Here is a 15,492-nt window from a genome sequence, read left to right on the forward strand (position 1 = left end):
AAACATTCCACAACTAATGCAGAATGTTTTTTATCATTTGGACACTATCAACAAGTTTCTATTTTATTAAATTATTTTTTCTAGCTAATTCAACAACCTCTGAGATTGGAATAATCTCATTCGGAACAACCCCTTTTTCAGTTGCCCCTCTTACAGCAATACCTATAACTTCATTTCTTTCATTTACAATAGGTCCTCCACTATTACCACCATGTATAGTAGCAGAAATTTCATAGTGTGTATGTATGTGTCATGCACTCTTTTACCTTGAACAAATCCTTTTTGAATTCTAATTTCTTGACCTGTCCTGTATTCAGGATATCCAATAAGAATAATGGATTGTTCTTTCTCAAAAGAGAAGTTGTAGTTGTATCCTTCTTTCAAAATATCTAAATCTGAAGTTGATAAAATTGCAATGTCTTTGACTTCATCATAACAGACGATTTTCCCCCACTTTTTAATATGGAATTGAGTAGAGGTATGGAATTCAATATAAAATTCACGGTCAAATTTATAGCATTTGGGGCAATAAAATGTGGATTGACTACTTATTTTCACAGCGTCAACTGCTTGTATTTTTTGAAATTCTTCATTTAAAGCAATAGGGAAAGAGTCATCATACGTTGCTTTGCCATCAGATAAACGGGCTTGATCCATTATAGTTTCACTCCAATCTCGAATTCTAAATATTTCTTAATTTTAAGAATATATTTTTATTCATATATCGTCAATATTTATAAGAGATTACGATTGTTTTCCAAAAATGGCTTGATTTCTATTTGGATGAAAAAAGACTTAAGGTTGCGTTCTTTGTCTCCACTTTTAGGAAAAAATACTTTTAGTTGTACTAGGTCTAAACAACGAAACCGACTTCCATAGTAAGAAGTCGGTAAATAAAAGCCAATATTTTTAGAGATATATTAATCTCAGTATTTTTTATCTGCAGATTCAGTTTTTATCCCAAATTGAAAATACTTGCTTAATAAAGCTGGAGCATCTGTTGGCAATTTTTTCATCATAAGCTGCCTGTTGAATTTCCCCTCGATATCGAAATGACAGATAAGACCATGATCAGAAGGATTGATATTAGTCATTTGCGAGGGTTTTTTATCATAATCCTGTAATTTCCACTTTATAAAGGATTGGGATAATCTTCGATCGATGTATATTGCAATATCATCTCTTAGATCTTCACCAGGCAGAGATCCTTCTAATAAATATTCAAGTTTATTAGTGTGTTGAATCCCCTTTTTATCTGTATAAACGAGAGATTCAAGAAATTTCTGTGCGAGTTCATACCTGCAAAACGAATTTAACTCATTTGAGGTAGCCTTTCCTGCTTTAACAATCTCATGTGAAATATATTGCCCTAGTGCAATCACAAACTTCTGTCTATTTATCAAATACGAAAACAATTATATACCCTCCTGAAAGTAGATACATCCATCTATATGGATGGAATAACATGACACCCGAAGATTTTAGGGGATTGTCTCCCTTGTTTTATCATCATGTGAATCCATATGGAACTTTCAAACTGAATATGGAGAAGCGGATACCAATTAAATTAAATGTTGCCTAGTCACAGGAATATATGAAGCCAAATGTCTTTCCATCAAAGAAGGTGCAAAAATGGAGACAGAAACTATAGAAAAGGACCAGTTTTATTATATCTATTGGATTGAATGTCCCCATCTCCAGATTCGAAATATTTGAATTGGTAACAGTTAGCTAGTATTTATGCAAGTTTGTGTTTATAACTTTGTCCAATCTTCCACTAGCATTCCATAAACCACAGTATCAACGTAATGGTCATAAATCCACTCGCCTTGCCGGATACACCCCTCTATTTGAAATCCTAATCGTTCAGGGATGGACCGGCTTTTCTTATTCTCCGTAGCTACTCGAATTTCTACACGATTTAATCCTAGATCATAAAAAGCATGATTAATTAAAGCCCGACAAGATTTTATCATAAGTCCATGACCTTGAAACCCTTTTCCTAACCAATAGCCGATACTGGTAAACCGGTTAGGCCAATTAATCTCACGCAAACAAATAAATCCAGCCAATTCTCCTTTATACCAAATACCCGCGTCAAATCCATTGTTTTCAGCGGATTTCTTCATTGTTGACTCAATAAATGATCGTCTATCCTCTACAGATTGAGTAGAATCCACCCATGGAAGCCACTCGCGTAAATGCTCTCTAGATTGATCAATCAAAGTAAACAAATTTTCTGCGTCACGTATTTCTAACTTTTTTAAAAAAACACCTTCATTTATTTTATGTGTAAACAAATAGATGATCCCCCTCATCAAGTAAGAACATGTAGTTGGATTTATATTAACACTAAAATCTATTTAATTTTATAGTTTACACAAATTAACATTTTCTGCATCAAAATGTACCTCTTTGAAACATAACATCATTTATGTTTACTTTTTTTACCATTTCAGCTACGATATTTATCAATAAGGAAACATAATTTATCAGAAGAAGATCTTCTTCTCTCTTTTGAACAATGTTTGATCTCAAATAGAAAATCTCCTAACACGATTTCCTCCTATCTATCTTCTGCGAAAGCATACATGTGGTGGTTTCAAGATCGATTTCAGAGGGTTCCACAGCAGTTGTTTATGGAGAATGTAGCAGATTATAAAGTTTTCCTTCAGCAAAGAGAAATTGCTCCGAGTACGTTTAACTCTCATCTGGCTGGTTTGCGTTCTTGGAATGAATATCTGATTCAAACAGGGAAACAAAATTACTTTGTGATCCAGAAAGAGGATTGGAAGAAGGTTCACCATGGGTATGCATCGCCAGCAGTGCATAGTGAAGCTGATGTACAACGATTTATTCAGATGGTGTTAGAATCGAAAAACAAACGTGATTATGCTCTGGTGAATTTACTGGCTTATACTGATCTGCGGATCAGCGAGTCTCTTTCATTGATGATCCATGATCTTCATTTGGAATCACAAGAGTTGCTAGTGAGAGATGGGAAGGGAAAGAAATCTAGAACCGTTTTTCTATCGGACAAGGTGGTTCGATTACTGCGAGAATACCTAAAACAAGAGAGATCCAAGTATCGACTGGCAGAAGTTAGTCCATATGTATTCCTTAGTAACCGTAGCCAACGACTCTCCAGAATCACTGTTTTCAAGTCTTTTAGCAAGTATAGCAAGTTATCTGATATGGAGACGGCTATTTCTCCACATGATCTACGACATTTCTTTTGTTCAAATGCATTAGAAAAAGGATTAAATGTCCATGAAGTGGCATCCATCGCTGGACATAGTAACATACATACCACTTTGCTTTATACCAATCCTAGTCGGAAAGCGATGCTAGATAAGTTAAACCATCTCTAAAGAAGGGCTGGTTCTTCGTTTTACATATTATGTAAACTATCTGACGGACTAGAGCAGGAACCCTGTCACTGGGCCTACATGAAATGGAAGTGGGAGAAAGCTTTTGATAGGTATCTTGGTAAAATTGCTGCTCTTGATTCCAAAGGGCAGATTTGACCATTCGCTCAATCCTGTCATTGGTAGGAGGTTCTATTTTTCTGCGTCTATATTCAGCATAGAAAGCTTCTTTCAATGGTTCAAACTCCCCAGCATAGTCCCATACTTTCTCCTGCAACCAATTTGTAACCTCTTTCTCATCTTGAAGTGTCCCTTCACGAAATTCATATAATTTCCGAATCTCTGTCCGATGATTCGTCAACGTTCTGGAACTCCAAGAATAGTGATGAATCATCTCGGAAGGAATCTTCAGTTGCTTGGCGATAAAATCAATCACAGCTTTTGGAATGTCGCTAGATTTAGCTGGAAATCTGGCTTCATGCTGAAAAAACTTCATCAGAACAGCAAAACCAAGTCTTGAATTGGAATATTTGTTTTCTACCAACTGTTTCTCAGGCTCGATTAAAGTAAAATGCTCAATCAGTTCATCTAATTCCCATTGTCTTTTCATGATGTATCCTCTCAGAAGAAATTACGGCCTATCTTACATTTTCATCTGCTATCAAAGTTACTCTTTAATAACCTCTTGTTCATCTTTGGCTCTACGGTATAGCGTCATTCTTGAAATCCCAGCTTTTTCAGCGGCTTCTGTGATCGTAGATCCTTGATCAACCAGATATAATGCGTATTTAATTTTTTCTGGATCGACAGGAGGTCTACCCGGATTTTTTCCTCTTTGTCCAGCAGCAATAATTCCTTCTTTGGTTCTCTCTGCGATCAAATCTCGTTCAAATTGGGCCATTCCAGCAAAAAGGGTAAAGAGCATTTTTCCATGAGCAGAGGTGGTATCTAACCAAGACTCCTTTAAACTTTTGAGATTCGCTCCTTTCTTTGCGATCAGTTCCGCAATCTCCAACAAATCTTTCGTCGAACGGGAGAGACGGGTGAGATCTGTAACGATGACGGTATCTTCAGAACGAAGGAACTCTAAAAGTCGCTCTAGTTCAGGTCGATTCCGCTTTGTGCCCGTCACCTTCTCGAAAAAAATACGTTCACAGCCTACTTCTCTTAATTGTTTCTCTTGCCGATCCAAATGTTGATCCATGGTGGAAACTCGCATATAACCAAACTTGACTGAACTCAAAAAATCCCTCCTGATCATGGAAACGATGTTCCAATTGTACCAAAAAGGGAGTTTAGGAAGTATAGTGACAAAATAATATTGTTATATATTTTTGTGACAATCATTTTGCGGGTTTGAAGGTTTGAGTAGGATTCGTGCAACACAATTATAACCAGGAACGAATTCAGGAAAAATTAAACTACCTGTCTCCCTTTGAGTATAGGAAACAGGTAGGATAGGTGTTTTTTCTTTGTCCCAAAAACGGGGTTCAGATCAAGATATGGGGAGTTTTTCTATAAATAAAGGAGTAGGAAACCGTAATATTTGTAGATAGTTTAAATGGTAAGATCAAAGAAAGATTGATTAGCTTCTGCACTTACTTTTTCTTCATCAATTGTGGTCAACTCTTTATTTCTCATCAGTGCTTTACCGTCTACAAACACATCTACAATATCACTGCGAGAAGAAGCATACACAATATGTGATACGATGTCATGAGCAGGCTGCATATGGGTACCCGTTATATCTATCGTGATAAAATCTGCTTTTTTTCCTTTACTTAAGGTTCCGGTTATGTTTTCTAAAAATAACGCTTCAGCTCCATATGCTGTTCCCATGAGTAGAGCCGTTCCTGCCGGAACAGCAAGTGGATTTTGGTTGACACCTTTATGGATAAGAGCTGCCAATTGGATTTCTTCCAATAAATCTAAATTGTTGTTACTAGCTGAACTATCCGTTCCAAGAGAAGGTCGTATACCCGCATCTAACATCTTGGTAATAGGTGCGATACCACTTCCTAATTTTAAATTGCTTCCTGGATTATGAGAAACCTTAACATTTTTGGAGACAAGTAGATCAATTTCTTCTTCAGTTAGATGGACTGCATGAGCAACCAAAGAAGGAAGATCGAAAAACCCGAGAGAATCCAAATGCTCCACTGGCCTTTTTCCGTAATCTTCAACATTTTGGGCTACTTCCCTTGCTGTTTCAGACATATGTGTATGGATAGGTACCCCGATCTCTAGTGCCTTTTCAATAAATTGAGCGATATAGTCTGGTGTACATGTGTAGGGAGCATGAGGAGACATCATGGTACTAATGCGTCCCCCTGCTGCTCCATTCCAATTTTTTGCAAAGTTTGTCGCTTCCATTAATTTGTTTTTTCGTAAGGCATCATCACCAAAACCAATACAACCTCGACAAAGCGATGCCCGAATTCCTGTTTGCTCTACCAATTCTGCCACTGCATCCATATGATCATACATGTCTAAAAAGCAAGTGGTGCCAGAACGAATCATTTCCGCAATAGACAATGCAGTACCAGCAGTGACTTGTTCCCGTTTGTATTTTGCTTCCAAGGGCCACATTTTTTCTTCTAGCCATTCTTGTAGTGGTAAGTCATCCGCATAACCGCGTAGTAAACTCATTGCAGTATGGCCATGAGTATTTATGAATCCAGGGAGTATAACTTTATTACCCATATCCACTGTATGATCAACAGCCATTGGAAATGATTTCCCTTCAAATACCCCTAAAATCGTATCATTTTCAATAACAAGTGTTCCTAAAAAAGGAGAAAAATTAGGTTCCATTGTCAATATTATTGCATTCATATAAGCTGTTTTCATGTTACCTCCATTATTTCAAAAGAATGGTGACATTCTCGTTTATCCGATAATAATTTTTGAAACCTCGCATTACATATTCTTGGTCGTTTAGTTCATAACCTGCAGCAGATCGATTCTTCAATTTTGGTAATACTAGCTCCCCTGTTCTCATGTTTTGGTGTTGTTTTATAATAGAAAGTCTTTTTTCTTGGGTATTAGCATTATGACGATATTCATAGTATAAGTTATGATAATTGAGCATGGCAAAAAAAAGAAGTAGTATCATCAGTTGTTTTTTGATTCCCAAACTATGTATCGCTTGAAAAAGTAAAATAATACTTCCCATTGCAAGAGGGATTGCAGGAAAAGCAACTCTCCCACCTGTTAGACTTGGGGTAAATATAGTAGCTATGTTAATTAAAATAAACCCTGATGGAAATATCAAATACACATAATTTCGCAATCGGACAGTTACATAAATAGACATCGCAACTAGTGTACAAATTAGTATGATACCATATAAGCTCAAATAACCTTTATGCAAAAACCAATGATCAAATGGATTAGCTTGTCCAAAAAACGGTATGGACATTAAAAACGGGAGTAATATGATAGGAGCTGCTAGTAACCAATACCATTTTTTCGAAATTTGGTACCCGATTATGGCAAATAAGATTATGACAAGAACAGTAAAAATTGCTTGTTGATGAATAAAAGAATTGATCATAGCTGGAAAGGTTTGTTTTAATTTTACAATAGCAGATAACTGATTGTAAGTAGCAATTGCTTTTGATTCACCACGTGCTTGTACGCCTGGAGATAAGTATAATCCAAAAAAACCAATTAAACTGGTGAAAAAAAACGCTGCATATAATAATTTTATTTTTCTGTTTATTATATACTCTTTGCAAATCCAAAAAATTATGAAACCTAAAGTCAATAAGGACACTTGCTCTTGTGACCAACCTAAAAGAAAAGCAAGGCATAAAAATAAAGTGATAATAGCCTTATGTTTAATAGGCTTGTGGTTATCAATGCGACGGAAAAAAGTAGCTAATAGCATCAATCCCAACATAGGATAAACATAATTAAATGATCCTACAGCATAAAATAAAGTTTGTCTTGCGATATAAATATGGACCAAAAAAAACAAGGACACCAAGGTCCACGCAACCATTTCATCTCCATTTCTAGGAAAGCGAACAAAAACAGCATAAAAAATAACATATGCTAAAAGTGTAAGGAGAAATGGATTTACCCATCTCCAAAGTTCAATACCATGAACAAGCATATAGATGGTAGAAATATTAATAAAAAAACGACCATTTACATGGGTATAGTCATACATCTGGTTTTCAATGACTTGTGTAAATGAAAAAGTACTACCTCTAAAATGAGGAAACAAACTAAAGTAAGTAGCATATCGGTAATCGTCACCATACATGTATATAAAGCGGCTAATCATGAACATGCATATAAAAAGGAAAAAGAATGGAACATGAGGAAGAATCCGCTGGCAGTTTATTTTCATTTACACTCTCCTATCAATAAAACTGAGCTTTGAGAATAAACTTATCACATATAAGTAAAAAGTAATCAAAATCTAACAAATTTTTTTAAAGATGATCTTTCATTAAATGTAACATTGGGGAAAGATTGTATTTTGATCCATTATAGATAGAAGAAAATAAATCTCCTTTATTCTGCAAACGTTCGGCAATATTCATCAGAGTAAAATCAGTTGGTAAAATATCTGTCTCTAATTCGTTCCATTCAAGTGGTGTAGATACGGTAGCTTCTTTTCTAGATCTTGGTGAATAAGGGGCAATTAGTGTTTTTCCTCTCCAATGCTGTAAGTAATCGAAATATACTTTTGTTCCTCTGTCTTTTACTCGTCGTTCGATAGTAATTAAATTTGGATATTTCTCTGATAAGTAACGAGCCATGAACGAACTAACTTTGCGAGTCTCTTCAAATGTATGAATCGGCTCTAAAGGTATATAAATTTGTAAACCACTCGCTCCTGAAGTTTTCACTACCCCATCTAAACCCATTTCTTTCATCAATGATCTTGTATGTAATGCAACTTCTTTTACTTGTTCAAAAGGTGATCCTGTTGGATCAAGGTCAAAAACCAATTCAGTTGGTACATTTATATCACTATATAGGTGAAAAGAGGTATGAAACTCTAAACAAGCAAGATTAGCTAACCATATTAATGTTGGTACATTTTGTAACATTATATACTGCGTGTTTTCTGCTTTCGAAGTTGCTACAAAATCCGGCTTAGATGCGGGGACATTTTTTTGATAAAAGGATTCTCCGAAAACTCCATCTGGAAAACGGATGGTTGTCAATAAGCGATTATAACAGTATTTTAATAAGTAGGGACTTAAGATACCAAGATATTGGACATAATTCCATTTTGTTATGCCTGGAAAAAGTTCTTTATCTGGATTAGAGATTTTTACTTCTTCATCCTGTATTCGAACATACATATCGCCTAATTACCTGCTTTCCATGAGCAAAATAGATATTTATCACATACACTGCTGTATATACCCAAACCAAGGAGGAGTTTCTTATGTTCAACAAAACAATCGACTATGATGCTTTATGGGACGAAATCGAAAATGAAGTAGACACAGACGTAACAATCGATGAATTTCAAGAACATCAAGACATCTATCCATCTCAATATGTACCAGGTTATTATCGTCCTGTTGCTTATGATCCTGTACCCTTTATCTTTTTCCCACATCGTCGTCGTTTCTTTTAAATAAATAGCACCTATAGGGGTGCTATTTATTTAGCCAACTGAAAACTTTCAATTACTGGATTTCTCAATGTCAAATCCGGTGTCCATTCTAAAAAACGAATTTTAACCTGCATATTTGGTGGAAACCAGCGGATTTCTTCTTCCCGAAAAGGGGGAATAGCTGTTATAGGATTAGGGATAGCTAAAGAACTACTGTACATGGTTAATATTCGTTTTTCTTCTGCACTCAATCCAGAAGACACTCTTCCTATATATTTCCAATTCCCTTCTTCTTTTATTCCTAATAGCAGGGAATACACACTTCCTGATTTTAAAGTTACTCCTAAGATAAATGCATTTATGTATTGAAAATGTTTTACTTTTTTCCACGTGCTATGTTTTTCTCCTATGTGATACTTTCCTTCCCTTTCTTTTATTACGATACCTTCTAATCCAAACTCTTTTGTAAACTTAAATAAGGCATTCCCATCATCTGTTGTAGGACATATTTGTATTTGCTCGGATGCATCTAGTATATTTTGCAAAATGGAGAGACGTTGATGTAGAGGCTTGTCTACTAGCCAATGATCATATTGCAGAACATCAAATATCACATAGTTGACTGGTATTTTTGAAATAGATCGTTCAATCTTACTTTCTGTTTTCATTCGATCTCTTTTTGCTACGAGAAAAAAGTTAGGTTTTCCATTTTGGAGGGCTATCATTTCTCCGTCTAAATAAATTGTTTGATTGGCAAACTTGTTTGCAAGTATAGATGCTATTTCAGGATATATTGCAGTACGGATATTGCCATGTCTCGTATGTAAATTTACTTTCCCGTTTTCTATTTTTGTTAAGATTCGTATGCCGTCCCATTTTATTTGATAAAGATAATCTGATTCTAACAAGAGTTCTTTAGACAAAATTGGTTCCATGGGTTTTATAAATACTGTCATTCCTTAATTCCTTCCACTCTTCTTTAAAAATCGTAAACGTATCCACCCTATCCCTATGATAAGTATAGGCAGAATCATAAAAATTAAGATTAAAAGTCCTATCAGATGTGTGACTGTAGTAAGGTAAGTTGCTACATTTGGAGTAAACCATAAAGATACAGGTATTAATAACATTCCAAAAGGAATAGAAACAATAGATCTATCTTTTAGATGAAATATTTGTTTTACACTGGTTGTTGTCACATGCATCAGAATCGACAATTTGAAGAAAATGGAGATAAACCATATTCCAGCCATAATGACTTCTACTCGTTGAAACACAGCAGCAAAATCAATTTTCTTTGCCAATGTATAGGCTGGATACGTTGTCCATATAGCTGCTCTAGGTCCAAGAATCAGAATAGAAAACAGCACAGTAATCAAGATGATTATCCCGCCCAATATTGCACCTGACATAAAGTAACGCTTTATTTTTTTATGTTGTTCTTTGCTCTTTTTGATATAAGGTATAATCATAAAAAAAACAAATAACTCACCAAATACAACGATCATATATTGTATACTCGATTCCCATACAGGATACATTCCAAATTCTAGTATTGGTTTTATATTATTTATTTCTATTTGTGGTAACAAACCAATAGTAAACAACCCAAATAAAATTAAAAATAAAGGTAATAGAGCTTCAGCTGCTCTTGCTAATACCTCTATTCCTAAAATATTCCCAAATACTACTAAAGCTACAAACATATACTCAATCGGAACAATTGGAGTATAAATCAATATTGTGCTACTAATGAAATGACCAATATTCATTAAAACCAAAGAAGATAAAATAACCAAAAAAACAACAAAACATAAAGAAATGATGGAACCAATCCACTTCCCCAAAACCAATTGCATCATTTCTACTAATGTTTTTTCCAAAAAGTGTTTTCCTAAAGTAGTATATATCCAGATAAGTACTGTACCCATTAGTAATCCTAAAATCGCTGAAATCCAACCATCTTGATATGCAATAAGTGTTGCTAATCGCGGGCCAACAATAATAGAGGTACCGATGGTAAAAAGAAGTACCAAAATAAAAAACTGCCTTATCCCTATTTGCTGCTGGTTAAGCATATACTTCCTCCTTTCTATTTAGGTTTTTTTATTTTTTTCACTCCATTTTTTTCTAACAAAAAAAACTCCCAATGTAAGAAAAGGAATTGCCATAATAGAATAAGTAAAATACATCATCCAGCGTTCCGTGTGGATTTGAAAATCGGCTGCATTCGGGCTAAACCATTGCGATAGTGGGACAAGACTAAGTGCAATCGGGATGAACAAGCAGTTTATATCACGAAGACGAAATAATTGTTTTATACTAAGGGAAGTCGTATAAACACCTATCGATAATTTCGCAAAAATTGAAAACATCCATATTCCTGCCACTATGACTTCTATTCGCTGAATAACTCCCCCAATTTCGATATTCTTAGCGATAGTAAATGCTGGATAGGTGTTAATAGCTGTTCCTTCTCCACCTAAACTTAGAATGGATAAAATGATTACTAATATGAGGACTATCCCTGCCATGAAAGCACCTAATACATATCCTCTTACAATTTTTTGTCGTTTCACAATGAATGGAGTAAGCATAAGAAAAAGAACTAATTCGCCAAATGGAAGTGAAATAAATCCATAGCTCGCTTGAAAAATATCATAGAAACTATGTTCGAAAATTGGTCTTATATTATCAATCGAAATTTGAGGCAATACAGCGATGATAAGAAGAAAAAACAATATGCTAAAAATGGGAATCAAAGCTTCCGTTGATCGTGCTATTGTTTCAATTCCTAAACGCACACCAAACACAATTACAACAATAAAAATATATTCCACTGCATCTAGTGGAGTACCTACAAGCAATCGAGAATTGACAAAATTACCTATGTTGGAAAGAACCAGACTTGACAATACTATCCCAAAGCTAGTGAAAAAGAGTCCTATCACAAAACCTAAATATTTGCCAAAAGAAAAATTTATTGCTTGGATTAAAGTTTGATCCATAAAATATTTGCCTACAGCTCCAAAAGCCCATACAATAAACAAAGCAACCGCAAATCCGAAAAGACCAGAAATCCAACCATCTTGCTTCACAGAAGCTGCGAGCAGACTTGGAGAAATGATGATAGAAGGTCCAATCGTAAACAGAAAAACAAGTATGGCGAATTGTCGATGCTCAATTTTTTCTTTTCCTATCATATTCTATCCTCCATTTACTACCTAGCATTTAAAAATAAAGAAATTTCATCACATTTGCAGCTGTTGCTAGGAGGAGAAAAAAAGAGAAGAACCATATTTCTTTGATATATCCTAATTTCTTCAATCGTGGTACCTCAAACAAAGCCACTATTATAGCCACAAGAGAAACAAATACAGATTGCCACAATGCTCATCACCCCTATTCTAAACTAGGTGTAGTTTTATTTACCTTACCAAAGTTACGTATCTCCACTTTTACCTCTATCTTTACAGGCATGGTAGAGAACGTTTTGCCCCAATCTTTCTTTAGTTTTTTCCACTCTTTTGGATTAGATTGATGAATATTGTTCCCAAAACCAAAAATATCAGCATGGTATACTTTTTGGGCCTTTTGCAAAGCTTTGACTATCTGATGTTTAATTTCTTTTTCTGTTTTCGTTTCCAGAATATCAATCACATTTCGTTTCAATAAATCCGCTTGACATTGGAGCTCTGCAACATTTGCTTCTGTATGAACTTGTACTATGGCTGATGGTTTATGATTCTTTACTCGTGTTCGTATTGTCGTTTTAGAATGAATAATTTCGGTAACATCTTTGTGATATTTGCTGCAAGGCATATCAATCACAGTACTTTTCACTTTATTGATGACATATTTGTAGCCAGAAGCTTCTGTTTCCTCCAAAAAACCAACCAACTTATCCTTGCGAAGTACTCCTAAACTGGTATATTGCAAATAATTTTTTAATGCTATGTTCTCTACATTTTTCTTCTGTTCCCCTTCTTTTAAACTTCCTTTTACTTCGATTGCTGAGATAACAGCTTCTTTTCCATCACTTGCAATATCATTATCCAATTGATCAATTTTTTGCGTCGTGTATGCGGTCCAATATTTTTCTGCATGTTGAAGCATTGTATACATATAAGTCGATGGTACTTTCTCAAGAGGTGTGACCATCGTTAGTACATCTTGTGCTTTGCTATTTCTTGTCATGATGATAAAAAAATCATTTCTTAATTCATGATCCCTTGTTATAAAATCGAGTACAGGAGCTGTTCCATCTTTTACGACAGATTCCCCAATTACAAACATACGTAGATGGGATAAGTATAATTTTCGAGGTGTAGAGCTTGTCAGCTTTCGGACTGCACCTATTAAAGTACGTGCTCTTGTCTTGTAGGTGACTACAGGAACCCTTCCGCTGCCTCCTTTTGAAGCAATTTCACCTGGATCTACTACTTGGGTAGATAAAATATAGTCTTCTCCAACTTTATCTACACCTAAACCGATTACTAGAGCTATGTCATTTAGTTCCTTACGACTCCAACATCCAGTTACCATCACAGACACTATGAGAATTAGTATTAGAAGGAGATTTTTTATTCTCATCATTTACTCTTCCCTTTTGCTTTCTGTTTCGTAGGCGGTGAGTTATTTCCACGTATCACATCTTCGGAAACCAAGCTGGTTGGACGCTTATCCATCATCCAATGAGGCAGCCGTACGACACTATCTTTAAATTCAGAGGAAATATATGGTCCATAAGGTGTCATATATGGAATACCAAAAGAACGAATGCTGCATAAATGAAGTACAATCACAATAATTCCAAGCATCACACCATACAAACCAAATCCAGCCGCAATCATCATAAGAATAAAACGCAATATGCGTAATGCGATTGACATGTTATAGGCTGGAATAACAAAACTAGAAATCGCAGTAATCGCTACCACAATAACCATTCCTGCGGATACAATCCCTGCTTCTACTGCTGCTTGACCAACGACTATCGCACCAACAAATGAGACGGTTTGACCAACAGCTTTTGGTAATCGAACTCCTGCTTCCCTGAGAATCTCAAACATGAGCTCCATCATAAATGCCTCTACAAAAGCTGGGAAAGGAACTGCTTCCCTTTGCACCATTAAGTTTACAAGCAGTGGGGTTGGTAACATCTCTTGATGGAAAGTAGTTACTGCAATATAAACTGCTGGTGCCAGTAAGGAGATAAATAAACAAATAAAACGAAGAATCCGAATCAAACTAGAAATAAGTGATCGTTCATAATAATCTTCTGCAGCTTGAAAAAACTGGTTAAACAACGCTGGCACAACTAAAACAATTGGAGTACCATCCACAATGATTGCTACTCTACCTTCTAATAAAGCAGCAGCTACGACGTCTGGTTTTTCTGTGTTATGAATTGTCGGAAATGGAGAATATGCTTCGTCTTGGATCAATTCTTCTATGTATCCACTTTCTAAAATCCCATCAATCTCAATTCGATCAAGACGCTTATGTACTTCGTCTAAAACCTTATCATCGACTAGTCCATCGATAAACATAATGCTTATCTCTGTTTTTGTAATACCCCCAATGGTCTTCCCTTCTACTCGCAAACGCGGACTATTGATTTTCCTTCTGACTAAAGCAGTATTTGTTCGCATTGTTTCACTAAAACTTTCCCTAGGCCCACGAACAACACCTTCAACTTCTGGTACTCCTCGGTCTTTCCAGGATTTAAAGCATAATCGGTACCCTATTTTGCTTCCTTCCAAAAGGAAAATAATCTCTCCAGAAAGCATGGAAGTAAACAATTCATCAAAGTTTTCGACTTGTACTATCCCACCAACAGGCATTAGCGACCTTTGTATAAACGGAAACCATGATTCAGGAGAAACATCAAAGTTCTTCCAATCATTTTCTTTTAGATATATCATCAGAGGTTCTAAAACGAACTGGTTGAAAGCGTTGGAATCAGTCAAACCTTGAGTAAAAAAGAAACAAGCGCTTAATTTTTGTTTTTCTCCAAAATGAATCTCTCTAACAACAATATCCTGACTTCCCCCCGTTTCTTCCTTTATATACCGAATATTAGTACGTAACGAAGCGGATATAGGCTTTGATTTTTTTTTTTCTTCCTGTCCTTCTTCCTCTTTCTGAGATTTATCACTTGTTTCTGAACCCTCTTGGTTTGTATTCTCTTCATTTGGATCTTTTTCTTTGATTGATTGATCATCGGATGTGTCTTTGGTACTACTTTCTAGATTTTCTTGCTTCTCAGTGTCATTTTTCAATCCACTATCTTTGGTCAATTGCTCATCAGTTATATCTTCGCTGTTACTTTGTCCTTGCTCATGCTCTGGACTTATTTCACTTTGTTTGTTATCTTTGTCTATCTGCTCATTAAATTTATCATTTGAATAACTTCGTGCATCTTCTTCGGAATTTGATGGATTTTCCGTTTTATCTTGCATTTTCTTCCCTTTAAAAAGTGCCTTGGTTCTCTTATATAGGTTTTCATTATTACTTTTATCATTAATGGTTATA

General features: G+C 35.4%; 16 protein-coding genes. 2 read left to right on the plus strand and 14 right to left on the minus strand.

Annotation, left to right across the window (positions count from 1 at the left end; genetic code table 11):
• Positions 1-58 precede the first annotated feature (58 nt).
• From AC5WOE_RS08080 to AC5WOE_RS08095, 4 genes are all read right to left on the minus strand, one after another.
• Positions 59-247, minus strand: coding sequence for a trypsin-like serine protease (locus AC5WOE_RS08080; protein WP_496052493.1), 189 nt, complete (start codon positions 245-247; stop codon positions 59-61).
• Positions 184-657: a hypothetical protein gene (locus AC5WOE_RS08085; protein WP_496052323.1), complete on the minus strand. Its 474-nt coding sequence runs from the start codon at positions 655-657 to the stop codon at positions 184-186. The genes AC5WOE_RS08080 and AC5WOE_RS08085 overlap by 64 nt, the downstream gene beginning before the upstream one ends.
• Before the next feature lie 269 nt (positions 658-926).
• Entirely contained in the window at positions 927-1,415 is a 489-nt protein-coding gene (locus AC5WOE_RS08090) for a hypothetical protein (RefSeq protein ID WP_496052324.1), read from the minus strand.
• Positions 1,416-1,754: 339 nt separating this feature from the next.
• Positions 1,755-2,300 (minus strand): GNAT family N-acetyltransferase, encoded by a 546-nt coding sequence (locus AC5WOE_RS08095; RefSeq protein WP_496050495.1) that lies wholly within the window; start codon positions 2,298-2,300, stop codon positions 1,755-1,757.
• 291 nt (positions 2,301-2,591) lie between these two features.
• Here AC5WOE_RS08095 and AC5WOE_RS08100 point away from each other — a divergent pair, with 291 nt between their 5' ends.
• On the plus strand, positions 2,592-3,371 hold the full coding sequence (locus AC5WOE_RS08100) for a tyrosine-type recombinase/integrase (protein ID WP_496052325.1): 780 nt from the start codon (positions 2,592-2,594) through the stop codon (positions 3,369-3,371).
• Here AC5WOE_RS08100 and AC5WOE_RS08105 read toward each other — a convergent pair.
• The 5 genes from AC5WOE_RS08105 to ligD form a co-directional block, all read right to left on the minus strand.
• Positions 3,331-3,978, minus strand: a complete 648-nt coding sequence (locus AC5WOE_RS08105) for a DUF4158 domain-containing protein (protein ID WP_496052326.1) — start codon at positions 3,976-3,978, stop codon at positions 3,331-3,333. The genes AC5WOE_RS08100 and AC5WOE_RS08105 overlap by 41 nt on opposite strands.
• A gap of 57 nt (positions 3,979-4,035) precedes the next feature.
• Positions 4,036-4,587 (minus strand): recombinase family protein, encoded by a 552-nt coding sequence (locus AC5WOE_RS08110; RefSeq protein WP_496052494.1) that lies wholly within the window; start codon positions 4,585-4,587, stop codon positions 4,036-4,038.
• 338 nt (positions 4,588-4,925) lie between these two features.
• Positions 4,926-6,218, minus strand: a complete 1,293-nt coding sequence (locus AC5WOE_RS08115; protein ID WP_496050498.1) for an amidohydrolase — start codon at positions 6,216-6,218, stop codon at positions 4,926-4,928.
• Positions 6,219-6,228: 10 nt separating this feature from the next.
• Complete coding sequence (locus AC5WOE_RS08120; RefSeq protein WP_496052327.1) at positions 6,229-7,728, minus strand: DUF6056 family protein; 1,500 nt, start codon at positions 7,726-7,728, stop codon at positions 6,229-6,231.
• Positions 7,729-7,813: 85 nt separating this feature from the next.
• Complete coding sequence (ligD, locus tag AC5WOE_RS08125) at positions 7,814-8,695, minus strand: non-homologous end-joining DNA ligase (RefSeq protein ID WP_496050500.1); 882 nt, start codon at positions 8,693-8,695, stop codon at positions 7,814-7,816.
• An 86-nt stretch (positions 8,696-8,781) separates the two neighbouring features.
• Between ligD and AC5WOE_RS08130 the strand changes: the two genes are divergently transcribed.
• Entirely contained in the window at positions 8,782-8,976 is a 195-nt protein-coding gene (locus AC5WOE_RS08130; protein WP_496050501.1) for a hypothetical protein, read from the plus strand.
• A gap of 26 nt (positions 8,977-9,002) precedes the next feature.
• On the opposite strand, the gene AC5WOE_RS08135 is transcribed toward AC5WOE_RS08130, so the two are convergent.
• The 5 genes from AC5WOE_RS08135 to AC5WOE_RS08155 all read right to left on the minus strand — a co-directional run bounded on the left by AC5WOE_RS08135 (position 9,003) and on the right by AC5WOE_RS08155 (position 15,059).
• Positions 9,003-9,911: an ATP-dependent DNA ligase gene (locus AC5WOE_RS08135; protein WP_496052328.1), complete on the minus strand. Its 909-nt coding sequence runs from the start codon at positions 9,909-9,911 to the stop codon at positions 9,003-9,005.
• Between the two features lie 3 nt (positions 9,912-9,914).
• On the minus strand, positions 9,915-11,033 hold the full coding sequence (locus AC5WOE_RS08140) for a GerAB/ArcD/ProY family transporter (protein ID WP_496052329.1): 1,119 nt from the start codon (positions 11,031-11,033) through the stop codon (positions 9,915-9,917).
• An 18-nt stretch (positions 11,034-11,051) separates the two neighbouring features.
• On the minus strand, positions 11,052-12,158 hold the full coding sequence (locus AC5WOE_RS08145) for a GerAB/ArcD/ProY family transporter (RefSeq protein ID WP_496052330.1): 1,107 nt from the start codon (positions 12,156-12,158) through the stop codon (positions 11,052-11,054).
• A gap of 199 nt (positions 12,159-12,357) precedes the next feature.
• Entirely contained in the window at positions 12,358-13,548 is a 1,191-nt protein-coding gene (locus AC5WOE_RS08150; protein ID WP_496052331.1) for a Ger(x)C family spore germination protein, read from the minus strand.
• Positions 13,548-15,059, minus strand: coding sequence for a spore germination protein (locus tag AC5WOE_RS08155; RefSeq protein WP_496050734.1), 1,512 nt, complete (start codon positions 15,057-15,059; stop codon positions 13,548-13,550). The genes AC5WOE_RS08150 and AC5WOE_RS08155 overlap by 1 nt, the downstream gene beginning before the upstream one ends.
• Positions 15,060-15,492: the final 433 nt, after the last annotated feature.

The sequence above is a fragment of the Shimazuella sp. NTD248 genome (assembly GCF_059510395.1).